Origin of the sequence: Enterobacter quasiroggenkampii, assembly GCF_043972695.1 — a bacterium.
Classification (GTDB): domain Bacteria; phylum Pseudomonadota; class Gammaproteobacteria; order Enterobacterales; family Enterobacteriaceae; genus Enterobacter; species Enterobacter quasiroggenkampii.
Map to the genome: position 1 here is coordinate 373,507 of NZ_CP143745.1, position 24,146 is coordinate 397,652.

The window sequence follows — 24,146 nt, forward strand, 5'->3', positions numbered from 1 at the left end:
ATGGCGAAGTGAAGGACTTTCATGATCGAGATAAAACACCTGAAAACGCTACAAGCGTTGCGGAACTGCGGCTCGCTCGCGGCGGCGGCGGCCACGCTGCACCAGACCCAGTCCGCCCTTTCTCACCAGTTCAGCGATCTGGAACAACGCCTCGGCTTCCGTCTTTTTGTGCGCAAGAGCCAGCCGCTGCGCTTTACGCCCCAGGGCGAGATCCTGTTGCAGCTGGCGAATCAGGTCCTGCCGCAGATCGCCAGCGCGCTCCAGGCGTGCAACGAACCGCAGCAGACCACGCTGCGTATCGCCATTGAGTGCCATAGCTGTATTCAGTGGCTGACCCCCGCGCTTGAGAACTTCCGCCAGAAATGGCCGCAGGTGGAGATGGACTTTAAATCCGGCGTGACGTTCGACCCGCAGCCCTCGCTGCAGCAGGGCGAGCTGGACCTGGTGATGACGTCCGATATTCTGCCGCGCAGCGGCCTGCACTATTCGCCGATGTTTGATTATGAAGTACGCCTGGTGCTGGCGCCGGATCATCCGCTGGCGGCCAAAACGCGCATCACGCCGGAAGACCTGGCGACGGAAACGCTGCTGATTTACCCGGTTCAGCGCAGTCGTCTGGATATCTGGCGACACTTCCTGCAGCCCGCGGGCATCAGTCCGCAGCTGAAAAGCGTGGATAACACCCTGCTGTTGATTCAGATGGTGGCGGCCAGAATGGGTATCGCGGCGCTGCCGCACTGGGTGGTAGAGAGCTTTGAGCGCCAGGGTCTGGTGGTGACCAAAACCCTGGGTGAAGGACTGTGGAGCCGACTGTACGCCGCCGTGCGCGATGGCGAGCAGCGTCAGCCGATTACGGAGGCGTTTATTCGCTCAGCGCGGAACCACGCGTGCGACCATCTTCCATTTGTGCGGAGCGCGGAGCGACCCAGCGGCGATGGACCCACAGCGAAGCCAGGATCACCGCTCCCCCAATAAGGAAGCTCGGCCAGTGCGGCTGTTGCTGCCAGATGGCAAGGTTGACCAACAACCCAGCCGGGACATGCACGTTGTTCATGATCCCCAGCGTACCGGCGTCGACCTGCGTCGCGCCGTAATTCCACATGAAGTACCCCAACCCGGAAGCCACGACGCCCAGCCAGATCAGCACGCCCCACTGCACGGGGGTAGTCGGCAGCTTTTGCGGGTTACCGAGCATAAACCACGCCGCCACCGCGACCATCGCGGCCCCCAGGTAGAACCACGCGAACGCGTTATGCTGCGGCATCGGACGGGTTTCCATCAGGCGTTTGTAGCCCACCATGCCAATGGCGAAACTGATATTGGCGAGCTGGACGAACATCAGCCCGGTCCAGAAGTGATCGCTCACTTTGTCGTAGCGAATAATCGCCGCGCCGATCACCGCCAGCGCCGCGCTCAGCAGGTATCCCCAGCGCAGACGGCGTTTACTCAGCAGATCGTAAATCAGCGTGATGTAGAGCGGCGTCAGCACGGTAAAGAGCAGGAATTCCGAGACGGACAAATAGACGTAAGCCCGGAAGCTGAACAGGTACATGATGCCGAGCTGCATCGCCCCCACCAGCATGTACAGCACAATCGTTTTCAGCGACTGTCCGCGCGTGCGCAGAAACGGCAGGAACACCAGCGCCGCCAGCCCTACGCGCATCAGCACCGAGAAGTAGCTGTCGACTGAACCGGCAAGGTATTCGCCAATCAGGCTAAAGGAGAAGGCCCACAGGATAGTGGTGATAATGAGTAGCGCCACAATACTTGTCTCTCAGAAAGAAGGACAGGCATTGTAGCGAACTCTTTAGTTGACATCTGAGCAATAAACAATCAAATGAAGATTATTCAAGGAACAGCTTGCGCAGGTATTTCGGTACCGCGTTGTCAGCATTAGAACCAATCACCTCCAGTTCCGGGTGCAGATCTTTCAGACGCTGATGCGCGTTCTGCATGATGCAGCCCTTGCCCGCCATCGACAGCATTTCGGCATCGTTCATGCCGTCACCAAAGGCGATACAGTCTTTCAGCTCGAAGCCCAGACGTTTCGCGACCGCTTCCAGGGCGTGGCCTTTGGAGACACCTCCCGCCATCACTTCCAGACAGGTGAGCGTTGAGAAGCTGACGTTAACGCGATCGCCCCAGCGGGCGTTGATCGCCTGTTCCAGCGGGAGCAGTTCTTCGTGGCTGTCGCAGGTGAAGAACACCTTACTGATCCCCTCTGGCTCAAGAAGGCCCGGCTCGTACAGGGAGTAGTTAAATACCGCTTCTTTAAAGAAACGCATTTCATCCGGACGGTGGCGGTTCATGAACCAGTCGTCGTCACGGTAAACGTTGGTGACGATAGCCGGGTTGTTGTGCACCACGCCAAACAGATCGGCGGCAATATCGCGATCCAGGTTGTGGGTGAAGATCAGGTTGCCGTCGGTATCATGCACGCGCGCACCGTTGGAGGTGATCATGTACGATTTGATCTCAAGATTATCGCGGATCTGCCCCACGTCGACGTGGTGGCGGCCGGTGGCAAACACAAAGTTCACGCCCCGTGCCGTCAGCAGCTTTAGGGTCTCTTTCGCGTAAGGCGACAGGGTGTGGTCAGGGGAAAGCAGCGTGCCATCTAAATCAGATGCAACAACCTGGTACATAGGGATTTCAACCTCTGGTGGAAAACGATAATCAATTATGCCTGTTGAAAAATTCAACAATGGCGTTGAGCGCGACTGAGCGCATAGCGTCCTTTTCGAAAAGGATCTCATGGTAAGCGCCGTTGATGACCAGCGGTTTTCCCCCTTCGCAGGGGTGACCGGCGGCGGCGCGCAGTTCACAATAGCGGTCATGCATGCGGTTATCCACCACACGCTCTTCTTCCGCCTGGATCAGAAGCGTTGGCGTGTCATCATCGCCCACGCCTGCCAGCACCTGCTCACCGGCCAGAATACCTTCCCGCACCCAGTGCCAGGTCGGGCCGCCGACGCGTAAGCGTGGTTCATCGGCATAAAAGCGCAGGTTACGGCGATAACGCTGCCGACTGTGGGTTAAGACGTTGATGGCGAACGGCAGCGCGCGCCAGCGTCCGGTTCCGATGGCATAGCCTTCACGAATGCGCTGATGGCCCTCAGCCCAGTCAAGAAGATGGCGCACCATCCAGTCCGGGAAACGTATGACGATACCGTACATCGGCGCGGTCAGCGCAATCGCATCGCACTGGTGTTCATAACGCTGCAAAAACAGCGTCGATATCGCGCCCCCCATGGAGTGCGCAAGAATGTATCGCTTACGCCAGGGACCGGGCTGAACTTCCTGCTGCCAGAACGCGGCAAAATCGTCGACGTAATCGCTGAAGCGATCGACGTGCCCACGGTGCGTGTCCGGAAGCATGCGCCCGGACAGCCCCTGTCCTCGATGGTCGATGATCAGCACATCGAACCCCATATGGACCAGGTCGTAGGCCAGTTCGGCATATTTAACGTAGCTTTCAATACGCCCCGGGCAGACCACGATGACCCGATCATTTTTTTCATTACGGAAACGAACGAAGCGTACCGGGATGCCGCCGACGCCCGTAAACGCATCTTCCTCACGCTGGCGCCAGAAATCGGTCAGCGGCCCCATGGAGAAAGCAGCAAATGCGTTTTCTCGTGTTTCCCAGTCCTTTTTCTGCTGAAACATCGGGTTTCTACTCACCTAAGCCAAGGAATATCGTTTTTTCGTAACCGGTCACAAAATGACTCAACAATAGCGTATTGTGGCATAAAAACAGACGTTTCGGGAGTTTCAAATGACCTTCGAGTGGTGGTTCGCTTACCTACTGACATCCATCATCCTTAGCCTTTCACCGGGCTCGGGCGCCATTAACACAATGACCACCTCCATCAACCACGGCTATCGCGGTGCGGCGGCATCCATTGCCGGTTTGCAGACCGGGCTGGGCATTCATATCGTGCTGGTCGGGATTGGTCTGGGAACCTTGTTCTCCCGCTCCGTGCTGGCCTTTGAAGTGCTGAAATGGGCCGGGGCGGCGTATCTGATTTGGCTCGGCATCCAGCAGTGGCGCGCGGCAGGCTCCATCAACCTCAACACGCTCGCGCAGACGCAAAACCGCGGCCATCTGTTTAAGCGCGCGGTGTTCGTCAACCTGACCAACCCGAAGAGCATTGTGTTCCTCGCCGCGCTGTTCCCGCAGTTTATCGTGCCGCATCAGCCTCAGGTAATGCAGTACGTGGTGCTGGGCGCGACCACCATTATTGTCGATATCATCGTGATGATTGGTTACGCGACGCTGGCGCAGCGGATTGCGGCGTGGATTAAAGGGCCTAAGCAGATGAAGGCCCTGAATAAAGTCTTTGGTTCGCTGTTTATGCTGGTTGGCGCGCTGCTTGCGTCAGCGCGTCATGCTTAGCGAGAAATAATAAGATGAATGCCGAAGCCGGCGAACAGCGCGCCGGCGAAGCCGTCAATCCACTTCGCGATACGCTGGTAGCCACGGCGCATCGCCGGTAAGGCAAACAGGCTGGCCACGATGGTAAACCAGGCAAAGGTTTCCACAACGATCAGCAGGAAGATGCCCCAGCGTGCGCCCGCACCGACGCTATCCCCCACAAACAGCGAGAACACGGAGCCGAAATAGATAATCGCTTTCGGGTTCGCCAGGTTGGTCAGCAGCCCTTTTACAAAGCTGCGGCCGCCCGTTGCCAGCTCTACCTTTGGCTCTTCCGGTTTTTTCTCTTCTTTCTTCAGCGCCCCGCGCAGCATCTGGTAGCCCATCCAGCACAGGTACAGCCCGCCGCCAACCATAATGATGTTATGCAGCCAGGCCATCTTCGCCAGGATCAGGTTCAGACCAAGCAGCGCAACGGCCGCCCAGACCATAACGCCCATGGTGATACCGAGCACGCCCATCATCGCCTCTTTGCGGGAGCGGCTGACGGCCGTTTGTGACACGAAGAAAAAGTCAGGTCCCGGGCTCATCAGCGCAACAATGTGCACTAACGCCACGGTGAGAAATAGCATCAACATAATTAACTCGCGGGGAAATAATTCAGTGAGTCATCATCCTGGCACTTTTTCGCCCGGCTGACTACTCCTCATCATCACCGTCGGCGTGAGAACGGATGAGCGCCATAAACTCTTTACCGAAGCGCTCCAGCTTGCGCGTGCCGACGCCGTTGACGCTGAGCATTTCGCTGGCGCTGAGCGGCATCTGCTCGGCCATCTCAATCAGGGTCGCGTCGTTAAACACCACGTAAGGCGGGATATTCTCTTCATCGGCGATGGCTTTACGCAGCTTGCGCAGTTTGGCGAACAGCTTGCGGTCGTAGTTGCCGCCGTACGATTTTTGCATCACCCGCGGCTTGAGGGCGACCACGCGCGGCACGGCGAGCTTCAGTTCAACGTCACCGCGCAGGACCGGACGCGCCGCTTCGGTCAGCTGTAGCGCGGAGTGCTGAGCAATGTTCTGTGTGGCAAAGCCGAGGTGGATCAGCTGACGAATAATGCTGACCCAGTGCTCGTGGCTCTGGTCCTTGCCAATACCGTAGACAGGCAGCTTGTCGTGGCCCATATCGCGGATACGCTGGTTGTTGGCACCGCGCAGCACCTCCACCACATAGCCCATCCCGAAGCGCTGGTTCACGCGGTAAATGGTCGAGAGTGCCTTACGTGCGTCCATCAAACCATCGTACTGTTTCGGCGGATCCAGGCAGATATCGCAGTTACCGCACGGCTCCTGTCGCCCTTCGCCAAAGTAGTTGAGCAGCACCAGACGACGGCAGGTTTGCGCTTCGGCAAACGCGCCCATCGCGTTGAGCTTGTGGCGTTCGATATCCTGCAACTGCCCCTGCGGTTTTTCCTCCAGACAGCGGCGCAGCCACGCCATATCGGCCGGATCGTAAAACAGCATCGCTTCCGCAGGCAGGCCGTCACGCCCGGCGCGGCCGGTTTCCTGATAGTAGGATTCGATATTGCGCGGAATGTCGAAGTGCACCACAAAGCGCACGTTCGGCTTGTTGATGCCCATCCCGAACGCCACCGTCGCAACCACAATCTGCAGATCATCGCGCTGGAATTTCTCCTGCACATCGGCGCGGATGTGGTTCTCTAACCCGGCATGATAGGCGGCGGCGCTAAAGCCGCGGTTTTGCAGCCGCGCGGCGGTGTCTTCCACCTTCGCCCGACTGTTGCAGTAGATGATGCCGGACTTGCCGCGCTGCTCCTGGACGTAGCGCAGGAGCTGATCCAGCGGCTTGAATTTTTCCATCAGCATGTAGCGGATGTTGGGGCGGTCGAAGCTGCTGACCTGAATATAGGGGTCGTTCAGCCCCAGCAGACGAACGATGTCCAGACGGGTGGTATCATCTGCCGTGGCGGTAAGCGCCATAAACGGCAGCTCGGGGAAGCGCTGACGCAGCTGGCCGAGGGCGGCGTATTCCGGGCGGAAATCGTGTCCCCACTGGGAAATACAGTGCGCTTCATCCACCGCCAACAGGACCGGATTCCAGTGCGCGAGATGGTCGAGGAAGTTATCCAGCATCAGGCGTTCCGGCGCGATATACAGCAGACGGATCTGCCCGGTGCGACACCCGGCCATCACCTCTTGCTGCTGCTCCCGGGTTTGGGTCGAGTTAAGGCAGGCCGCCGCCACGCCGTTGGCGAGCAGCTGGTCAACCTGGTCTTTCATTAGCGAAATAAGCGGGGATACCACGACCGTCAGGCCGTTAAGCACCAGCGCGGGCACCTGATAACAGAGGGATTTACCGCCGCCGGTCGGCATCACCACCAGGCAGTCACGGCCTTCCAGCACCGTTTCAATAATGGTTTCCTGGCCAGGGCGGAACTGCTGGTAGCCAAAGGTTTCATGCAAAACCTGTTTAGCCAGCGACTCCTGATTCAATACTTCCGCCTGCGCCACATTAACCCCATATGCCTGAAATGAAACAGGCGCTATTTTCAGCGCCTGAGAGAGAAACTTCAACGTTTAACGCAAAAACATTCGAGCAACCTAGAGAATATCGTTCAGCATCACGCCCACGCCGACGCGGGTCTGGTTGAAGTTGTAATCGATAAGCGACTCGCCGTAGCCGCTGTAGACTTGAGTATAAAGGCGAACATGCTTGCTTACCGGATAGCTTAAGCCCACTTCCGCACCGCCGTAGCCGGTGTTCCAGTTGTACTGGCCTTTCGCACTCAGCACGGCATCACCTAGCTGGTAGCCGACTTTAAGCTGGTAGTAGCCCATATATTTGGTGATGTCCGGGTTGTCATCCGTGCTGCCGACCACATACCACGGCTTCACTTCCACCATCCAGTTACCGTTCTGCGCCATCAGGCGCGTATAGGCGCGGTTCCAGCTACGGGATGTCGGATCGGAACGGCCGTTAGAATCATGGTTAAAGCCCACTTCGACGTCGCGCAGCGTCCAGCCGGCAAATTCATAATCCGTTGCGAAGCCGAGGAACAGCTGCGGCTCATAGTTGGTTTCGCGGAACGGTGAGGATTCCCCGCTGTTAGAGAGCTGCCACCAGGACTTCTGCGTATAAGAGGCACCAAACACCGAGTTCGGCCCCAGAATGCCGCGCCAGAACGGGAAGGCGAGGCTGAGCTGGAACTTCACCTCATCTTTACGCGCATTATCAGACCAGTTATAGGAGCTTATCGCCTCTTTGTTGATATCGCTGGTCTGGGTATAAATCACGTAGTTGGTGTCATACGGATAGAGCGTGAACGGATTGTCATGCTCCTGAAGAAGGTTCGCGATAATGCTACCGTGAACGGCAGGCTTATCGTGCACCTCTTTGATTGTCGCTTCCTGCGCATAGGCTGTGAGGGGCAGCGAAACCGCCGCCAGTAACCAGGCCAGATACGTCCGCATCGGTGGTGTTCTCCTGCAAAAGAGTAAAATTGATTGAATAGTTATGTGGCGAACATTCTACAGACTTCTGCGACAACTGCTGCATCCTCGTTTCTGAAAGTGGCATTCCTCGTTGCTGAGGCATAAAATCAACATTTCGTTAACAATAAGGATGTGATGCCTCATGTCAGCCATGCTTACCGCCGAAGAAGTGTTAAAACTCGTGGGCGAGATTTTTGTTTACCATATGCCGTTTAACCGCGCGCTGGGACTGGAGCTGGAGCGTTACGAGAAGGACTTTGCCCAACTGAGCTTCAACAACCAGCCGATGATGGTAGGGAACTGGGCGCAAAGTATTTTGCATGGCGGGGTGATTGCCTCCGCGCTGGACGTGGCGGCAGGTCTGGTCTGCGTGGGCAGTACACTGACACGCCATGACACCATTAATGAAGACGAACTTCGCCAGCGTCTGGCGCGCATGGGCACCATTGATTTGCGCGTCGACTATCTTCGTCCGGGGCGCGGAAATCGCTTTACCTGTACCAGCAGCCTGCTGCGCGCGGGGAATAAAGTTGCCGTGGCGCGCGTTGAGTTACACAACGAAGAACAGGTTTATATCGCCAGCGCAACCGCCACTTATATGGTGGGTTGAGGCGGCAAAATCGGGTAAAATTGATTCACTTTTTTGTAACGGATTTTCCCGATGGATGCTAAACAGACGCGGCAGGGCGTTTTACTCGCCCTTGCCGCTTATTTTATTTGGGGTATCGCCCCAGCGTACTTCAAGCTTATCGCCTACGTTCCGGCTGACGAGATCCTCACTCACCGCGTCATCTGGTCGTTCTTCTTTATGATTGCGCTGATGAGCCTCAGCCGTCAGTGGTCGGGCGTCAAAACGCTGCTGCTGACCCCGAAGAAGATCTTCCTGCTGGCACTCTCTGCCGTGCTGATTGGTGGTAACTGGCTGCTGTTTATCTGGGCAGTGAATAACCATCACATGCTCGAGGCGAGCCTGGGGTACTTTATTAATCCGCTGGTGAATATTGTGCTGGGGATGATTTTCCTCGGCGAACGCTTCCGCCGGATGCAGTGGTTAGCGGTGATTCTGGCCTTCTGCGGCGTACTTGTGCAGCTGTGGACATTCGGCTCGCTGCCAATTATCGCCCTCGGCCTGGCGTTCAGCTTTGCCTTCTACGGCCTGGTACGCAAGAAGATTGCGGTGGAAGCGCAGACGGGGATGCTGTTTGAAACCCTCTGGCTGCTGCCGGTGGCGGCGATTTATCTCTTCGGCATCGCCGACAGCCCAACCAGCCATATGGGCAGCAACCCGTGGTCGCTGAACCTGATGCTGATGGCGGCGGGCGTGGTAACTACCATTCCACTGCTGTGCTTCACCGGTGCAGCGACGCGCCTGCGTCTCTCCACGCTGGGCTTCTTCCAGTACATTGGCCCGACGCTGATGTTCCTGCTGGCAGTGGTGTTCTACGGCGAAGTGCCGGGGGCAGATAAGATGGTGACGTTCGCCTTTATCTGGGTAGCGCTGGCGATTTTCGTTGCGGATGCGATTTATACCCAACGCAGAGTGCGTAAAGGGCTGTAGTGCCTTTTTGCCGGATGGCGGCTGCGCCTTATCCGGCCTACAGGATCTGTAGGCCCGGTAAGCGTAGCGCCACCGGGCGGATTCTTAAAGCCAGTTACGACGCTTAAAGTACAGATACGGCGCCAGGCCCGCGAGGATCATAAAGATAATCGCCCCCGGGTAACCAAAGCTCCATTTCAGCTCCGGCATAAACTCGAAGTTCATCCCGTAGCTGGAGGCCACCAGCGTCGGCGGCAGGAACACCACGGACACCACCGAGAAGATCTTGATGATGCGGTTCTGCTCGATGTTGATAAAGCCCATCGCCGCCTGCATCAGGAAGTTGACCTTCTGGAACAGAGATTCGTTGTGCGGCAGCAGGGACTCGATATCTCGTAAGATCTCACGCGCCTGCTCCAGCTGACCGCCCGGCAGACGCGCCTTGCGCACCAGGAAGTTCAGCGCGCGCTGGGTATCCATCAGACACAAACGCACCTTCCAGCCGATATCTTCCAGCTCTGCCAGCGTGGACAACGCTTCGTCGTACTCATCGCCCTGATGGCCTTCCATGATCACGCGGCTCAGCTTTTCCAGATCGCTGTAGATGTTTTCAATTTCATCCGCCAGCTGTTCAATTTTGGTCTCGAACAGATCGAGCAGCAGCTCGTACGCGTTGCCGTCTACCATCGCCTGGCTACGGGCGCGCATGCGGTAGAGGCGGAATGCCGGTAGCTCACGCTCGCGCAGGGTAAACAAACGGCCGTCGCGAATGGTAAACGCCACGGTGGAGTTGCCCGCGTGGTCTTCGGCATCTTCAAAGAAGAAGAAGGAGTGAATATGCAGACCGTCTTCGTCTTCAAAAAAACGCGCGGATGCTTCGATGTCTTCCAGTTCCGGGCGCGTTGCCAGGCTTTGCCCTAGCTCAGATTGTACGCGAAGGCGCTCATCGTCGTCCGGCTCGACCAGATCCACCCATACGGCATCAATGAGGGGCTGTGACTCTTCGGCTTCAAGCCGAGTCAGTCGGTTATTTTCGAGTTGAAATGCGCTCAACATGACCGGGACTCCCAATGCAAAAAATATCGGACAGTTCGGTGGGCACACAGAAACAAATTGGGTTTCAGACCATTAAACAGCCTGACTCAGCGCGACGGGAATAGAGCAGTCGCTGACAACCACTAAGGCCATCAGCAAGAGGAGATAGCCTTAGGAGTTGTTCCTGGATGACAGGGAATTGAGCCAGTATCTACTGGGTGTGTCCAAGGCGAATGTCCTCTTAGCGTAATCGTGCGCGCATGTTACGCCAGCTATAACTGTGGCGTCAACACGCAACGGAACGCTGAAGGGCATTAATTGACCTTCACTGTATAAGGCTAGCAGATTATTGCAAAATAATGATATTTTTCTGAATGTTAGACTGTTTCCAGCTTCGCGTAGGCCGCCACCAGCCATTTGATCCCCTGCCCCTGGAACGCCACCTGCAGGCGGCTGTGCTCGCCGCTGCCTTCCAGATTCACAATGGTACCTTCGCCAAACTTCGAATGGCGCACGCGCTGGCCCAGCTTGTAGCCGGTGTCGGTTTCCGCAATCGGCGAGCCCATGCGCTGATGGCTGACCGGGCGGCTGATGCTCGCCCGCAGACGTACCTCTTCGACACACTCTTCCGGCAGTTCACCGATAAAGCGCGACGGACGGTGATAGACCTCTTTACCGTACAGACGTCGGGTTTCAGCGTAGGTCAGCGTCAGCTTCTGCATCGCTCGCGTCACGCCCACGTAGGCCAGACGGCGTTCCTCTTCCAGACGTCCGCCTTCATCCAGCGACATCTGGCTCGGGAACATCCCCTCTTCCATGCCGACGATAAACACCTGCGGGAATTCGAGGCCTTTGGCAGAGTGCAGGGTCATGAGCTGAACCGCATCCTGCCAGGTGTCCGCCTGCCCTTCCCCCGCTTCCAGCGCGGCGTGAGAGAGGAACGCCTGCAGCGGCATCAGGTCTTCGTCTTCTTCGTTGTAGCTGAACTGGCGCGTTGCCGTGACCAGTTCCTCTAAGTTCTCAATACGGGTCTGGCCCTTCTCGCCTTTTTCCTGCTCGTACATGGTGCGCAGGCCCGAGTCTTTAATCACCCGGTCGGTCTGCACGTGCAGCGGCATGTCGGCGGTTTCCTGCGCCAGGGCGTCAATCAGCTCAAGGAAGCGCTGCAGGGCGCTGGCCGCGCGTCCGGCAAGGGCCTTTTCCTGCAGCAGCTCGCGGCACGCCTGCCACAGCGTCAGCTGGCGGTCGCGCGAGGCCTGACGCACCACGTCCAGCGTACGGTCGCCAATCCCGCGGGTTGGGGTGTTCACCACGCGTTCAAACGCCGCGTCGTCGTTACGGTTGGCAATCAGACGCAGATACGAGAGCGCATCTTTGATTTCCTGACGTTCGAAGAAGCGCATGCCGCCGTAAATGCGGTACGGCATGCTCACCTGCAGCAGCGCCTCTTCCAGCACGCGCGACTGGGCGTTGCTGCGATAGAGAATAGCGCACTGCTCCAGCGCGCCGCCGTTGTCCTGCCAGGTTTTGATGCGGTTGACCACGAAGCGCGCTTCGTCGAGTTCGTTAAACGCGCAGTAAATCGAAATTGGTTCGCCGTCTACGCCGTCGGTCCACAGCTTTTTACCCAGACGCCCGTTGTTGTTCTCAATCAGGGCGTTGGCCGCGCTCAGAATGTTGCTGGTTGAGCGGTAGTTCTGCTCCAGACGGATGGTCTGTGCACCCGGGAAATCGTTGAGGAAGCGCTGGATGTTCTCCACCTGCGCCCCGCGCCAGCCGTAGATCGACTGGTCGTCATCGCCCACGATCATCACCTTGCCGGTATCACCGGCCAGCAGACGGATCCATGCGTACTGGATATTGTTGGTATCCTGGAATTCGTCCACCAGGATATTGGTAAAGCGTTCACGGTAGTGCTGCAGAATGTGCGGCTTGTTGAGCCACAGCTCGTGGGCGCGCAGCAGCAGCTCGGCAAAATCCACCAGACCGGCGCGATCGCAGGCTTCCTGATAGGCCTTGTAAACATTCTGCCAGGTCTGCTCGACCGGGTTGCCGAAGCTCTGAATGTGGTGCGGGCGCAGCCCTTCGTCTTTCTGGCCGTTGATGTACCACATCGCCTGACGCGGCGGCCACTGCTTCTCATCGAGGTTCATCGCCTTGATCAGGCGCTTCAGCAGACGGAGCTGGTCTTCGCTGTCGAGGATCTGGAAATCCTGCGGCAGGTTGGCGTCCATGTGGTGCGCACGCAACAGGCGGTGCGCCAGACCGTGGAAGGTACCGACCCACATGCCGCCCTGGCTGGTGCCCATCAGCTGCGCGATGCGGTGGCGCATCTCCGCCGCCGCCTTGTTGGTGAACGTGACCGCCATGATGGAGTACGGCGAGCAGTTTTCCACGCTCTGCAGCCAGGCGATACGGTGAACCAGCACGCGCGTCTTACCACTGCCCGCTCCAGCCAGCACCAGCAGGTTGGTGCGCGAGGCGGCAACCGCGTCACGCTGTTTGTCATTAAGGCTGTCGAGCAGGTAAGAAACGTCCATTGGCACCGTCACGTCATGTCGGGCAGGCGAAGAGCATTCGCCAAAACCCTGTTAATTTATACAGAACAATTGATGATTATATCAGCGTCGTGAGGGATGCCAACCGCGAAATTTCCACGTGCGGCAGAAGACGGCTATCGGAGGCGATCATCAGGTCAGCGTTTTCCGGCTTGATCCAGCAGGCCTGCATGCCGCAGCGGATAGCGCCCGCCACGTCTGTGGTCAGGTCATCCCCCACGTGCAGGATCTCACCCAGCGGCAGGTTAAGCTTATCTGCCGCCAGATGGTACATGTCACTGAACGGCTTCGCGCGCCCGTGAGGACCCGCACGCAGCACGAATTCAAAGTAATCGCTCAGGCCAAACAGCTCTGGCTGGGCATTGCCGTTGGTGATGGCTACCAGCGGCCACTTTTCGGCAAGCTTCGCCAGCGTGTCGTGGGTTTCCTGCGGCACGTCGATACGGCTGCGCCATTTGGCGAAGTTTTCCATGGCCGCTTCCGCGCCAATGGCGGCATCCTGCGCGCTCAGGCCCACATTCAGCATCGCCTGCTCAACCGCGCGACGACGCCATTCGGTCACGTCGTGGTAAATGTCCGGCTCGGTCTCCCGCAGGGACTGGCGCAGCTTCTGGAAATCCTTGTTCTGTATCGCCTTCAGCGCGGGATGGTAGTTCTGCACAAACGCCAGGGACTCCTGCTCGGTACGCAGGATCACCTCGCGGTTGTCATAAAGAGTGTCATCAAGGTCAAACGTCAGGGCTGAGATCTGACCGAGTGGGCGGTAAAAACGCATTATTTCCCCCGTTTGGCGCGTGGATGCGCCGCGTCATACACCGAGGCAAGGTGTTGGAAGTCTAAGTGGGTATAAATTTGTGTGGTCGACAGGTTCGCATGGCCGAGCAATTCCTGCACGCCGCGCAGATCGCCGCTCGACTCAAGCATATGTGTTGCAAAGGAGTGGCGCAGCTTGTGCGGATGCACGTGGCTGTTAAGCCCCTGCTTAATGCCCCACTCCGCAAAGCGCTTCTGCACGTTACGCGCCGAGATCCGCTTGCCGAGTTTCGACAGGAACAGCGCATCTTCGTCGGAGCCAAACAGCCCGCGCAGGTCAAGCCAGTGCTCAATCCAGGAGACCGCATTGCGGCCAATCGGCAGGCGGCGCTCTTTGCTGCCCTTACCCATTACCCACACTTCGCCCGATTCCAGATCGAGATGCTTGAGATCAAGGTTGACGAGTTCAGACAGACGCAGCCCGGCACCGTACATCACCTCCAGCATCGCGCGATCGCGCACGGCCAGCGGATCGTTCAGATCGATATCCAGCAGGCGGTTTACGTCGTCAACGTCAATATTTTTAGGCAGATGGCGCGGCGCCTTCGGCGTGGCGATCCCTTTTGCCGGGTTGGCTTTTAAGCCCCCCTGGCTGACTAGCCAGTCGAAGAAGCTGCGCAGCGCTGAGAGCCTGAGCGCCAGGCTCGCCGGGCTGAGGTTTTTTTTACGGCTACGCACAACAAACCCGCGTACCGTCGCAGCATCACATTGTTGCCAGCTTTTCAGGCCGATTTCTTCGGCGATCTGCATGATGGCATCAAGCTGACGCTGATAGTTAAGCAGCGTAATGGGGCTAAGCTGACGCTCCACGCCGAGATAGCGCAGAAAGCGCGAGACGTCAGTGGCGAGCAGTCCGTCCGTCATACGCGCTCAATCCAGCGCTCCAGCAGCTCAGGCAGCATCAGGGCGATCTCCTGCAGCAGGTGCGTGGCTTGCCCCTGCTCATAGTGATGCGCGTCGCGGCTGGTAAATAAGATGACGCCCAGATCGCCATCGCGCCCCATCAGCGACATCGCCACCGAGCCAATCGCTTTTGCCTCCGGCAACACCACCAGCAGCTCAGGTCCATTAAGCGGCCCCAGATAGTGGTGCTCATGGCCCAGACGCTGAATGCGCAGCGGCTCAAACGCCTGACGGCTCAGTGCCAGATGGGTAAATCCCGACGGCGCGCCGATGCGCCAGCGGTCAGGGAAAAGACGAATCGTTGCGCCCGCCAGCCCCAGCTCGCGCGCCCAGCGGTGGAAGCGGCTGAGGAACTCGTCAAGGCTGTGCGCCGACGCCAGACGCGCCTGCAGATGCAGCAGACGATAGAACAGGCTTTCGTTGGTGCTGGCCTGCTCCATCAGCAGCGTCATGTTCTCTTCGAGCTGGTTGATGTGGTTGCGCGCGCGCGCCATGTGCCATTCCACCAGCGACACGGTCCCGCGAACCGGATGCGGCACGCGCATCTCTTCGACGACGCGTGCATTGCGAATAAAAAACTCAGGATTGCGCAGCAGATAATCAACAACAGCCCTGTCGTCCAGTTCCGTCACTGTTTCCTGCAGTTCTTCCCCTGGTTGTTTCATAGATGGATAAACCCGTCATAGACATGTGCCGCCGGGCCAGTCATATACAGTGGATGACCCGGTCCTTTCCAGGCGATATCAAGCCGACCGCCCGGTAATTCCACGCGAACCTCTTCTGCCAGTAGCCCCTGGGAGATGCCCACGGCCACTGCCGCACAGGCTCCGCTTCCGCAGGCCTGCGTCTCGCCCGCGCCGCGCTCATAAACCCGCAGACGAATGTGCTCGCGCTTCACCACCTGCATAAAACCGATGTTCGCGCGCTCCGGGAAACGTTCGTGGCTTTCCAGCACCGGGCCGAGCGTTTCGACCGCCGCGGTTTCCACATCATCAACCTGAATCACGCAGTGTGGGTTACCCATTGAGACGACGCCGCACAATACTGTCTGCTCGGCCGCCCGCATAATATAGGTCTTTTCCGCTTTGTTTGCGCGAAACGGCACGACGGAGGGCTCGAAGTTAGGTTCGCCCATGTTCACGCGCACCAGCTCATCATCGGTGACGCTGAGCACCATGCGACCATTGGCCGTGCTGACGCGAATATCACGCTTGTTGGTCAGCCCTTTCAGACGGACAAAGCGGGCGAAACAGCGCGCGCCGTTGCCGCACTGGTTAACTTCGCTGCCGTCTGCGTTAAAAATACGGTAGTGGAAATCGAGGTCGGGATCGTACGGCGGCTCAACCACCAGCAGCTGATCGAACCCCACGCCCAGATGCCGATCCGCCAGACGACGGATCAGTTCCGGGGAGAAAAACACATTCTGCGTTACCGCGTCGACGACCATAAAATCGTTGCCAAGGCCATGCATTTTAGAGAACTGCATCATTTGCTCCATTGCGCGGGTACAGAACGTTGTCGTCAGAGATTAACCTGAGTCGGGCCGCCGTTGTCGCCACGGTCGTTAGTGTTTGGCGTGGAAGACTCAATGCCGCTGTTAACCGGTTTCGTCGGCGGCGGTGCGGTTTTATCCGCAGGCGGAAAGTACAGTGGTCCCTTCAGTCCGCAGCCAGTCAGGCTAAACAGCGTGATGAGAACGGCAAGCGTTCGGAAAGCGTTTTTCATTATAAAGTTGCCCGTAAGTTCAAATCTGTTTCTATCATCGCAGGAGAAGACACAAAAGCAAGAGTTTGCCGCTTTCCTGCAACGGGAATTATTTAGGGTTATACTGCCGGCATCACGAAAAACAGGAACAAAACCATGAACGACAGTGAATTCCATCGCCTTGCCGACAACCTGTGGATGACCATCGAAGAGCGTATTGACGACTGGGACGGCGACAGCGATATCGATTGTGAAATCAACGGCGGTATTCTGACCCTGAGCTTCGAAAATGGCAGCAAAATTATTATTAACCGCCAGGAGCCGCTTCACCAGGTCTGGCTGGCCGCTAAACAGGGCGGCTATCATTTCGATCTGAAAGACGGGGAATGGGTTTGCGACCGCAGCGGCGTGCCGTTCTGGGATCTGCTGGAACAGGCCGCGACTGCACAGGCGGGTGAGGCGGTGAGTTTCAGGTAGTTTTGTCGCCCGGCAACAGCGACTCGAACCGTAGGCCGGGTAAGCGTAAGCGCCACCCGGCGAAAAGGCTCAGGAGAAATACTGCTGCAACAGCGGCGCGGTGTCCTGATTGGCAGGCGCGGCAGGCGTGACGGCCTGGGTGCGGAACGGAATCACCTGCGTACGACCGTCGACGTTCACAATCTGGTAGAACTGCGGCAGGTTAAAGTTGATAAAGCTTGAGCCGTAGGTAAAGCGGTCATGCGAAGAGGAGTAGAAGCGGCTGACGTCGCGCACCAGCTCCTCTTTACTGCCTTCACAGTGGTGATACACCTCGGCGCGGTTGGTCTCATCCAGAATGTAGATGTTAAACCCGGCGTTATCACCCGACTCTTCAAAGAAGAACTGAATAATCCCTTCACTGGCAAAGCCGTCCACCACCTGCGGAAGCTTAACGTGGTTGGTTTCCACCTGCACCGACAGGCCATGCAGCTTGTTATGCGAAATCGCGCCGTAGAATTCGATGGCGTTTTCCAGCTTCTGTACCGACACGTTGAGGCGTTCAAAGAACAGGCCCCAGGTCTGACCGGAGACGCGCAGCGCCTTAAAGCGCCCGGTTTCCTGACGGGTACTGGAGAGACGCAGTTCGATACATTCCGAGACCAGCTGCTGCACGCGGGTACGAATCAATCCACGCAGGTGCTGGCTGTAGCAGAACACTTCCACGCTGTCCGGCGGCGCGGCATCCTGGTGCATCTTGCCGAGAATGGTTTTCAGCGCCTCGATCATCGCCTGCTCGCCGTTGAAGTGCAGGGTACGCACTTCGTTCCACGAGTTGCGGTAGAGCAGGTCCACGCTGCCGACCAGGCAGTTTTGCTGCTCGCCAAAGCTAAAGACGTCCAGCTTGCGGAAGTCAAAATGGACCACCTGATTGCGGAAGGCCGCCGTCGGGTCATATTCCAGGTTGACGATGATCGCCAGATGGCGAATCTCGCACGGGCTGTAGAGGGCTTTTGGCGTCGGCGCAGGCAGACGCAGCGGGAAGTGGTGCGACACATCCGCGACCATCTCCTGCAGCTTAGCGAGATCGACCACCTCGTTGCCTTTGATGAACAGGCGCGTACGCGAGGTCAGCAGGCCGTTAAACCAGGCCCAGGCCACCAGCTTGTTCAGATAGCGGTTATATTCCAGCGGCTGATGGCTGATGATGGAATCCATGCTTGGCGCACGGTTGTACAGATACCACCCGGTGCGGTTCGCGCGGCCCGGCGGCACGTAGATAAAGGTCAGGTTCGGTTCTGACAGGTCAGGCGAAATCTGCGGGTTAACCAGCGTGACTTTACCCGGCAGCGCTTCAAACGCGGCGTACAGCTTACGGGTCAACACCCCGATGTCCTGCGGACTGGCGGAAACGCTGAGGTTGTTACGGCGCGCAAAGCGGATCAGGTTACGGTAGCTTTGCATCATCGCATCGAGCAGTTCGTTGTGCGCTTCACGCACCTGATCGATTTTCCAGTTGGCCCGGTTGTCGAGCATGGACAGACGCGCTTCGTCCCATCCCCACTCTTTGACTAACTGACTGACCACTTCACGACGCCAGCCCACGCAGGCGCGCTCGCGGCTCAACTTCTCACAGACTTTGAGATAGAAACATCGACGCACCAGGTCAAGACGCGTGGTGTCATCAATGGCTTTCAGATATTCGGTCACGCGTTCCAGCATCATGCAGTAGGCGTCGAGCCCGAAGGAGACAATTTCCCCGTCGTGCAGGCGCTGCTTGATGTCTTTCGCCAGCAGGCGCGGCGTCGGGTATTCCCAGGAATAGGCTTCAAGCAGCAGCGTTTTGAGCACCGCTTTGTACGGCGAGTCGATACTCTTATAGAGCTGCCAGAGGCTTGCGCCGAAGTACTCTTCCGCAGACAGAGAGCTGAGACCGCCGAGGTCCAGCCATTCGTTTGGCGTCAGTACGCCCTGCGCGTAAAGCGACATGACGTAATCGTCGTAATGCTCTTCCTCTTCACACGGGACCATATTCCACAGAATACGCTTCCCGGCCAGACGCACAGCAGTACGGTAGAATTCATCCAGCAACAGGATGTGCTGGGTCGAGCCGCAGTCCTCACCACCCAGACTGCCGCTTTCGTTATGGCGGAAACGGTTTTCATCAATCAGGAAGAAGCTCACTTCCACACCGAGCGATGCCGCCCAGCTCTCCAGCAGGCTGCATTTACGCTGCAGCAGCTGACGCTCTTCGTTATCGAGCCAGGACTGATGGCAGACCCAGATGTCCAGGTCCGAAGAACAGCTTTGCCCTACCGATGAGGTGCTCCCCATTGAGTAAACGCCGGTAATCGGCAGTTCACCTTTTGGGGACTCCTGCGGCGGCATGCCGCGGTAGAGTTCCAGCTCGTTCAAATAATGCTGTTGGGTTTCATCAGGCGTGAAAAGGCAAATGCCCTGGGGAACGTTACCATCAAGGTAGCCAGGCATCAGCGGGTGGTGATAGTGCAATAATGTCGGCAGCAGACTGTATACCTGCTGGAAAGCAGGGCCCATAGCAGCAAGCGCGCGATCCACACGCAGTTGATTTATGGCATCCAGTCTCTGTTTCAGAGTCTCAATATAGAGGTACAAGACGTATCGCCTGATGTTTCCGGGTGTCGCAGCTATTCAAAACACGAGTAACAACGGACCCGCAGTATTTCAAAAAGATAACCGTTACCCTTTTTCGCCCTTATCATTTTTGGTGGTACCGACGAAAAAATGGTCTAAAACGTGATCAATTTAACACCTTGCCGATTGACCGTAAAGAAAGATGCGCTACATACAAGTGTAGCACCGTTCTGTACGTGTAAATTCCTGAATACGGCTATGGCTGACGAATACGCCGCCTTGTCCCTCTCGCGCTTCATCAACCGTAAAACTGCCATCCCAGAGTCAACAATGTTAGGATGGTTAGCGATTGATAATGACGGTAACAAGCATGTTAGACAATGTTTTGAGAATTGCCACACGCCAAAGCCCTCTCGCGCTCTGGCAGGCACATTATGTGAAGCAGCGCCTGGAAGCCTGCCACAGCGGATTGCGCGTCGAGCTGGTGCCGATGGTCACGCGCGGTGACGTGATCCTCGATACGCCGCTGGCGAAAGTGGGCGGCAAAGGCCTGTTCGTCAAAGAACTGGAACTGGCATTGCTTGAGAACCGCGCCGATATCGCCGTACATTCGATGAAAGACGTGCCCGTCGAGTTCCCGGAGGGGCTGGGGCTGGTGACCATCTGCGAGCGCGAAGATCCGCGCGATGCGTTTGTCTCTAACCGCTATGACTCGCTCGACGCGCTGCCAGCGGGTAGCGTGGTTGGCACGTCCAGTTTACGCCGTCAGTGTCAGCTGGCGGAGCGTCGTCCCGATCTGATCATTCGCTCGCTGCGCGGTAACGTCGGCACGCGTCTGGGCAAGCTGGATAACGGCGATTACGATGCCATTATTCTCGCCGTTGCCGGCCTGAAGCGTCTGGGGCTGGAGGAACGTATTCGCGTGGCGCTGCCGCCAGAGCTGTCGCTGCCGGCTGTTGGTCAGGGTGCTGTCGGCATCGAGTGCCGCCTGGACGATGCACGTACCCGCGCGCTGCTTGCTCCACTGAATCATGACGAAACCGCTACCCGCGTAAAAGCGGAGCGGGCGATGAATACCCGCCTCGAAGGCGGGTGCCAGGTTCCGATTGGCAGCTATGCTGAATTGACGAATGGCGAACTGTGGCTGCGCGCGCTGGTAGGCGCCCCGGACGGTTCGCAGATGGTACGCGGCGAACGTCGCGGAAAAGCGCAAGATGCCGAGCAGCTTGGCGTGTCGCTGGCGGAAGAATTGCTGGATAACGGCGCCCGCGAGATTCTGGCTGACGTTTACAATGGAGAACCCCCTGCATGAGTATTCTCGTCACCCGCCCTTCTCCCGCAGGAGAGCAGTTAGTGAGCCGTCTGCGCACACTGGGGCAGGTGGCCTGGAGTTTTCCGCTCATTGAATTCTCCCCCGGTCGCGAGCTCTCTGCGCTCGCCGACCAGATGAATACCCTTCAGGACGGTGACCTGCTGTTTGCGCTGTCGCAGCATGCCGTGGAATTTGCCCACGCACAGCTGCAGCAGCAGGGACTGGCGTGGCCAACCGCCCCCCGCTATTTCGCGATTGGCCGTACAACGGCACTGGCACTTCATACCGTAAGCAGCGCGGACGTTCGTTACCCGTTAGATCGGGAAATCAGTGAAGTCTTGCTACAATTACCTGAATTACAAACTGTTGCCGGCAAGCGTGCGCTCATTTTGCGTGGCAATGGGGGCCGCGAGCTGCTGGGCGAAACGCTGCGTGAACGTGGTGCGAACGTGACGTTCGTTGAGTGCTATCAGCGCTGTGCAAAACACTACGATGGTGCGGAAGAGGCGATGCGCTGGCACGCGCGAGGCATCAATACGCTGGTGGTGACCAGCGGTGAAATGTTACAACAGCTTTGGGCGCTGATACCGCTTTGGTATCGCGAAAACTGGTTACTCCGCTGTCGGCTTCTGGTCGTCAGTGAGCGTCTGGCGAACCAGGCCCGGGAACTGGGCTGGCAGGATATTCGGATCGCTGATAACGCCGACAACGATGCGCTGCTGCGCGCATTACAATAACTCTCAAATGGGAAGCCATAATGACGGAACACGACAAATCCTCCGCCGTGGTTGAAGAGACCAGGGAGACTGTGGAGACGACGCCACAGCCAGAGACGACTGAGAAAACCGCTGAGAAGAAAAACGGCAGCAACAAAACAAGCCTCACGCTGAGCGCGATTGCCATCGCCATTGCGCTGGCAGCGGGGGTTGGCCTGTACGGGCTGGTGAAGCAACAGAGCGCTAACCAGACATCTACCAGCGACGCGCTGGTGAATCAGCTCACTGCCCTGCAAAAAGAGCAGGAGACGCAGAAAACCGAGCTGGAAGCCGTGATTAAGCAGCAGGCCGCGGCGCTCGCCGAAGCGAACAGCAAACAGGAAGAGCTGACCAAACAGCTGGGTGAAGTACAGCAGAAAGTCGCCACCATTTCCGGCACCGATGCCAAAACCTGGCTGCTCTCGCAGGCTGACTTCCTGGTGAAGCTCGCCGGACGTAAGCTCTGGAGCGATCAGGACGTCACCACCGCTGCCGCGCTGCTGAAAAGCGCCGATGCAAGCCTGGCGGACATGAACGACCCAAGCCTTATTACCGCCCGTCGCGCGATTACCGAAGACATCGCCAGCCTCTCCGCCGTCTCGCAGGTGGATTACGACGGCATTATCCTTAAAGTGAATCAGCTGTCGAATCAGATTGATAACCTGCAGCTGGCGGATAATAACGACGACGACTCCCCGATGGATTCCGACGGTACCGAGCTTTCAAGCTCCCTGAGCGAATGGCGCATTAACCTGCAAAAAAGCTGGCAGAACTTTATGGACAGCTTTATCACTGTCCGCCGTCGTGACGAAACTGCCGTACCGCTGCTCGCACCGAACCAGGACATCTATCTGCGCGAGAACATTCGTTCCCGCCTGCTGGTCGCTGCCCAGGCCGTGCCGCGTCATCAGGAAGAGACCTACAAACAGGCGCTGGATAACGTCTCAACGTGGGTACGCGCCTACTACAACACCGATGATGCGACGACCACCGCCTTCCTCGAAGACATTGATAAGCTAAGCCAGCAGAACATCACCATGAACGTGCCGGATAAGCTGGCCAGCCAGCCGATTCTGGAGAAACTGATGCAGACGCGCGTACGTAACCTGCTGGCACAGCCGGGCGTACCGGCAGAGCAGACGAGCGGAGCAGCACCTGCTCCGGCTCCTGCGCCTGAAAGCGCACCGCAGGGAGAGTAATGATGCTAAAAGTCCTCTTACTCTTCATCCTGCTGATCGCCGGGATCGTCCTGGGGCCTATGCTTGCGGGTCATCAGGGTTACGTCCTGATCCAGACCGATAACTACAACATTGAAACCAGCGTAACGGGTCTGACGATCATTCTGATCCTCGGCGTGGTGGTGCTGTTTGCGATCGAGTGGATCCTGCGCCGTATTTTCCGTACCGGTGCCCACACCCGCGGCTGGTTCGTTGGCCGTAAGCGCCGCCGCGCCCGTAAACAGACCGAGCAGGCGCTGCTTAAGCTCGCAGAGGGTGATTATCAGCAGGTTGAAAAGCTGATGTCGAAAAACGCCGACCACGCCGAACAGCCGGTGGTGAACTATCTGCTGGCGGCCGAAGCAGCGCAGCAGCGCGGTGACGAAGCCCGCGCTAATCAGCACCTGGAGCGAGCGGCTGAGCTGGCTCACGGCGACCCGATTCCGGTGGAAATCACGCGCGTTCGTCTGCAGCTGGCACGCAATGAGAATCACGCGGCTCGCCACGGTATCGACCGTCTGCTGGAAGTCGCGCCGCGTCATCCGGAAGTGCTGCGTCTTGCCGAGCAGGCCTATATTCGTACCGGCGCCTGGGGCTCACTGCTGGACATCATTCCATCAATGGCGAAGGCCGAGGTGGGCGACGATGAACATCGTGACGAGCTTCAGCGTCTGGCGTGGATTGGCCTGATGGATCAGGCGCGCGCTGACCTGGGCAGCGACGGTCTGAAAACCTGGTGGAAGAATCAGAGCCGTAAAACGCGCCAGCAGGTTCCTCTGCAGGTGGCGATGGCGGAACATCTCATCGAGTGTGACGATCACGACACGGCTCAGGAGATCCTCCTCGACGGTCTGAAGCGCCAGTACGACGATCGCCTGGTGATGGTGATCCCGCGCCTGAAAACCAACAATCCTGAGCAAATCGAAAAAGTGCTGCGTCAGCAGATTAAAACCGTTGGCGATCGCCCGCTGCTGTGGAGCACGCTCGGCCAGTCGTTGATGAAGCATGGCGAATGGCAGGAGGCGAGCCTCGCCTTCCGCGCCGCGCTCAAGCAGCGTCCGGATGCCTTCGACTACGCATGGCTTGCCGATACGCTGGACAAGCAGCATAAGCCGGAAGAGGCGGCCGCCATGCGCCGTGATGGGCTGTTGCTGACGCTGCAAAATAACGGTACGCAGCAGTAATTCATCAGGAGGCCAGATGGCCTCCTTTTTTTATCGCCTTTCTCCTGCTACATTCTTTACACCCGCATCTGCAAACGAACCCGCCAATGTAACGATGTCTTTTCATTAACTTTTTTTCACACACGCGCACTTGCTGCAGCGTGGACTAAATCGTTTTTGAAAGGAAATCGT

The 24,146-nt window shown here is 57.7% G+C and carries 24 protein-coding genes; 9 read left to right on the plus strand and 15 right to left on the minus strand.

Annotated features, from left to right (window positions below; genetic code table 11):
* Positions 1-21: 21 nt before the first annotated feature.
* Complete coding sequence (gene metR / locus V1572_RS01850) at positions 22-975, plus strand: HTH-type transcriptional regulator MetR (protein WP_024907993.1); 954 nt, start codon at positions 22-24, stop codon at positions 973-975.
* Here metR and V1572_RS01855 read toward each other — a convergent pair.
* The 3 genes from V1572_RS01855 to pldB form a co-directional block, all read right to left on the minus strand.
* Positions 863-1,762 carry a carboxylate/amino acid/amine transporter gene (locus V1572_RS01855; RefSeq protein WP_196347446.1) on the minus strand — a complete coding sequence of 300 codons (900 nt, stop codon included), beginning with the start codon at positions 1,760-1,762 and terminating at the stop codon, positions 863-865. The genes metR and V1572_RS01855 overlap by 113 nt on opposite strands.
* Positions 1,763-1,844: 82 nt before the next feature.
* Positions 1,845-2,645 (minus strand): sugar/pyridoxal phosphate phosphatase YigL, encoded by an 801-nt coding sequence (gene yigL, locus V1572_RS01860; RefSeq protein ID WP_021242854.1) that lies wholly within the window; start codon positions 2,643-2,645, stop codon positions 1,845-1,847.
* A 31-nt stretch (positions 2,646-2,676) separates the two neighbouring features.
* Positions 2,677-3,669 carry a lysophospholipase L2 gene (gene pldB, locus V1572_RS01865; RefSeq protein ID WP_045417641.1) on the minus strand — a complete coding sequence of 331 codons (993 nt, stop codon included), beginning with the start codon at positions 3,667-3,669 and terminating at the stop codon, positions 2,677-2,679.
* Positions 3,670-3,778: 109 nt separating this feature from the next.
* Between pldB and rhtB the strand changes: the two genes are divergently transcribed.
* The gene (rhtB, locus tag V1572_RS01870; RefSeq protein ID WP_008501533.1) at positions 3,779-4,399 is read left to right on the plus strand and encodes a homoserine/homoserine lactone efflux protein; all 621 of its coding nucleotides are present in this window, start codon (positions 3,779-3,781) and stop codon (positions 4,397-4,399) included.
* Here the strand turns inward: rhtB and rhtC are convergent.
* From rhtC to pldA, 3 genes are all read right to left on the minus strand, one after another.
* Positions 4,396-5,016, minus strand: a complete 621-nt coding sequence (gene rhtC / locus V1572_RS01875; RefSeq protein ID WP_010426287.1) for a threonine export protein RhtC — start codon at positions 5,014-5,016, stop codon at positions 4,396-4,398. The two genes, rhtB and rhtC, sit on opposite strands and share 4 nt — an antisense overlap.
* A 61-nt stretch (positions 5,017-5,077) precedes the next feature.
* Complete coding sequence (gene recQ, locus V1572_RS01880; RefSeq protein ID WP_032644788.1) at positions 5,078-6,907, minus strand: ATP-dependent DNA helicase RecQ; 1,830 nt, start codon at positions 6,905-6,907, stop codon at positions 5,078-5,080.
* Positions 6,908-6,997: 90 nt separating this feature from the next.
* Entirely contained in the window at positions 6,998-7,867 is an 870-nt protein-coding gene (pldA, locus tag V1572_RS01885) for a phospholipase A (protein WP_048226895.1), read from the minus strand.
* 163 nt (positions 7,868-8,030) lie between these two features.
* On the opposite strand from pldA, the gene yigI reads away from it, so the two are divergent.
* The gene (gene yigI / locus V1572_RS01890) at positions 8,031-8,498 is read left to right on the plus strand and encodes an acyl-CoA thioesterase YigI (protein ID WP_008501538.1); all 468 of its coding nucleotides are present in this window, start codon (positions 8,031-8,033) and stop codon (positions 8,496-8,498) included.
* A 51-nt stretch (positions 8,499-8,549) separates the two neighbouring features.
* Positions 8,550-9,446, plus strand: a complete 897-nt coding sequence (gene rarD / locus V1572_RS01895; protein WP_262802640.1) for an EamA family transporter RarD — start codon at positions 8,550-8,552, stop codon at positions 9,444-9,446.
* 84 nt (positions 9,447-9,530) lie between these two features.
* On the opposite strand, the gene corA is transcribed toward rarD, so the two are convergent.
* The 8 genes from corA to lptM form a co-directional block, all read right to left on the minus strand.
* On the minus strand, positions 9,531-10,481 hold the full coding sequence (gene corA, locus V1572_RS01900) for a magnesium/cobalt transporter CorA (RefSeq protein WP_008501540.1): 951 nt from the start codon (positions 10,479-10,481) through the stop codon (positions 9,531-9,533).
* A 150-nt stretch (positions 10,482-10,631) separates the two neighbouring features.
* Positions 10,632-10,688 carry a YsgD/CorL family protein gene (gene ysgD, locus V1572_RS01905; RefSeq protein WP_212743980.1) on the minus strand — a complete coding sequence of 19 codons (57 nt, stop codon included), beginning with the start codon at positions 10,686-10,688 and terminating at the stop codon, positions 10,632-10,634.
* 149 nt (positions 10,689-10,837) lie between these two features.
* On the minus strand, positions 10,838-13,000 hold the full coding sequence (gene uvrD, locus V1572_RS01910) for a DNA helicase II (protein WP_023333805.1): 2,163 nt from the start codon (positions 12,998-13,000) through the stop codon (positions 10,838-10,840).
* A gap of 76 nt (positions 13,001-13,076) precedes the next feature.
* Positions 13,077-13,793 (minus strand): 5-amino-6-(5-phospho-D-ribitylamino)uracil phosphatase YigB, encoded by a 717-nt coding sequence (gene yigB / locus V1572_RS01915; RefSeq protein WP_045909227.1) that lies wholly within the window; start codon positions 13,791-13,793, stop codon positions 13,077-13,079.
* Positions 13,793-14,695 carry a tyrosine recombinase XerC gene (gene xerC, locus V1572_RS01920; protein WP_395299660.1) on the minus strand — a complete coding sequence of 301 codons (903 nt, stop codon included), beginning with the start codon at positions 14,693-14,695 and terminating at the stop codon, positions 13,793-13,795. The genes yigB and xerC overlap by 1 nt, the downstream gene beginning before the upstream one ends.
* On the minus strand, positions 14,692-15,399 hold the full coding sequence (locus V1572_RS01925) for a DUF484 domain-containing protein (RefSeq protein WP_032646075.1): 708 nt from the start codon (positions 15,397-15,399) through the stop codon (positions 14,692-14,694). The genes xerC and V1572_RS01925 overlap by 4 nt, the downstream gene beginning before the upstream one ends.
* Positions 15,396-16,220: a diaminopimelate epimerase gene (gene dapF / locus V1572_RS01930; protein WP_008501545.1), complete on the minus strand. Its 825-nt coding sequence runs from the start codon at positions 16,218-16,220 to the stop codon at positions 15,396-15,398. The genes V1572_RS01925 and dapF overlap by 4 nt, the downstream gene beginning before the upstream one ends.
* Positions 16,221-16,255: 35 nt before the next feature.
* On the minus strand, positions 16,256-16,459 hold the full coding sequence (lptM, locus tag V1572_RS01935) for an LPS translocon maturation chaperone LptM (RefSeq protein WP_032646076.1): 204 nt from the start codon (positions 16,457-16,459) through the stop codon (positions 16,256-16,258).
* 135 nt (positions 16,460-16,594) lie between these two features.
* On the opposite strand from lptM, the gene cyaY reads away from it, so the two are divergent.
* Positions 16,595-16,915, plus strand: coding sequence for an iron donor protein CyaY (gene cyaY / locus V1572_RS01940; RefSeq protein WP_045909228.1), 321 nt, complete (start codon positions 16,595-16,597; stop codon positions 16,913-16,915).
* A gap of 69 nt (positions 16,916-16,984) precedes the next feature.
* On the opposite strand, the gene cyaA is transcribed toward cyaY, so the two are convergent.
* On the minus strand, positions 16,985-19,528 hold the full coding sequence (cyaA, locus tag V1572_RS01945) for a class I adenylate cyclase (RefSeq protein ID WP_045909229.1): 2,544 nt from the start codon (positions 19,526-19,528) through the stop codon (positions 16,985-16,987).
* A gap of 349 nt (positions 19,529-19,877) precedes the next feature.
* On the opposite strand from cyaA, the gene hemC reads away from it, so the two are divergent.
* Genes hemC through hemY form a run of 4 tightly spaced genes read left to right on the plus strand, consistent with a single transcriptional unit; the run spans position 19,878 to position 23,975 of the window.
* A complete protein-coding gene (gene hemC / locus V1572_RS01950) occupies positions 19,878-20,819 on the plus strand; it encodes a hydroxymethylbilane synthase (RefSeq protein ID WP_164712111.1) in 942 nt (313 codons plus the stop codon).
* Complete coding sequence (hemD, locus tag V1572_RS01955) at positions 20,816-21,556, plus strand: uroporphyrinogen-III synthase (protein ID WP_048030787.1); 741 nt, start codon at positions 20,816-20,818, stop codon at positions 21,554-21,556. Before hemC ends, hemD begins: the two co-directional genes overlap by 4 nt.
* A gap of 20 nt (positions 21,557-21,576) precedes the next feature.
* Complete coding sequence (hemX, locus tag V1572_RS01960; RefSeq protein WP_045417670.1) at positions 21,577-22,773, plus strand: uroporphyrinogen-III C-methyltransferase; 1,197 nt, start codon at positions 21,577-21,579, stop codon at positions 22,771-22,773.
* 2 nt (positions 22,774-22,775) lie between these two features.
* Positions 22,776-23,975 (plus strand): protoheme IX biogenesis protein HemY, encoded by a 1,200-nt coding sequence (gene hemY, locus V1572_RS01965; RefSeq protein WP_008501551.1) that lies wholly within the window; start codon positions 22,776-22,778, stop codon positions 23,973-23,975.
* Positions 23,976-24,146 lie beyond the last annotated feature (171 nt).

What these genes read in the sequence shown, in the direction of transcription:
- metR (WP_024907993.1), top strand. Translation starts at nt 22, where the DNA reads ATGATCGAGATAAAACACCTGAAAACGCTACAAGCGTTGCGGAACTGC.
- yigL (WP_021242854.1), bottom strand. Translation starts at nt 2,645, where the DNA reads ATGTACCAGGTTGTTGCATCTGATTTAGATGGCACGCTGCTTTCCCCT.
- pldB (WP_045417641.1), bottom strand. Translation starts at nt 3,669, where the DNA reads ATGTTTCAGCAGAAAAAGGACTGGGAAACACGAGAAAACGCATTTGCT.
- rhtB (WP_008501533.1), top strand. Translation starts at nt 3,779, where the DNA reads ATGACCTTCGAGTGGTGGTTCGCTTACCTACTGACATCCATCATCCTT.
- rhtC (WP_010426287.1), bottom strand. Translation starts at nt 5,016, where the DNA reads ATGTTGATGCTATTTCTCACCGTGGCGTTAGTGCACATTGTTGCGCTG.
- pldA (WP_048226895.1), bottom strand. Translation starts at nt 7,867, where the DNA reads ATGCGGACGTATCTGGCCTGGTTACTGGCGGCGGTTTCGCTGCCCCTC.
- yigI (WP_008501538.1), top strand. Translation starts at nt 8,031, where the DNA reads ATGTCAGCCATGCTTACCGCCGAAGAAGTGTTAAAACTCGTGGGCGAG.
- rarD (WP_262802640.1), top strand. Translation starts at nt 8,550, where the DNA reads ATGGATGCTAAACAGACGCGGCAGGGCGTTTTACTCGCCCTTGCCGCT.
- corA (WP_008501540.1), bottom strand. Translation starts at nt 10,481, where the DNA reads ATGTTGAGCGCATTTCAACTCGAAAATAACCGACTGACTCGGCTTGAA.
- uvrD (WP_023333805.1), bottom strand. Translation starts at nt 13,000, where the DNA reads ATGGACGTTTCTTACCTGCTCGACAGCCTTAATGACAAACAGCGTGAC.
- yigB (WP_045909227.1), bottom strand. Translation starts at nt 13,793, where the DNA reads ATGCGTTTTTACCGCCCACTCGGTCAGATCTCAGCCCTGACGTTTGAC.
- xerC (WP_395299660.1), bottom strand. Translation starts at nt 14,695, where the DNA reads ATGACGGACGGACTGCTCGCCACTGACGTCTCGCGCTTTCTGCGCTAT.
- V1572_RS01925 (WP_032646075.1), bottom strand. Translation starts at nt 15,399, where the DNA reads ATGAAACAACCAGGGGAAGAACTGCAGGAAACAGTGACGGAACTGGAC.
- dapF (WP_008501545.1), bottom strand. Translation starts at nt 16,220, where the DNA reads ATGCAGTTCTCTAAAATGCATGGCCTTGGCAACGATTTTATGGTCGTC.
- lptM (WP_032646076.1), bottom strand. Translation starts at nt 16,459, where the DNA reads ATGAAAAACGCTTTCCGAACGCTTGCCGTTCTCATCACGCTGTTTAGC.
- cyaY (WP_045909228.1), top strand. Translation starts at nt 16,595, where the DNA reads ATGAACGACAGTGAATTCCATCGCCTTGCCGACAACCTGTGGATGACC.
- hemC (WP_164712111.1), top strand. Translation starts at nt 19,878, where the DNA reads ATGTTAGACAATGTTTTGAGAATTGCCACACGCCAAAGCCCTCTCGCG.
- hemD (WP_048030787.1), top strand. Translation starts at nt 20,816, where the DNA reads ATGAGTATTCTCGTCACCCGCCCTTCTCCCGCAGGAGAGCAGTTAGTG.
- hemX (WP_045417670.1), top strand. Translation starts at nt 21,577, where the DNA reads ATGACGGAACACGACAAATCCTCCGCCGTGGTTGAAGAGACCAGGGAG.
- hemY (WP_008501551.1), top strand. Translation starts at nt 22,776, where the DNA reads ATGCTAAAAGTCCTCTTACTCTTCATCCTGCTGATCGCCGGGATCGTC.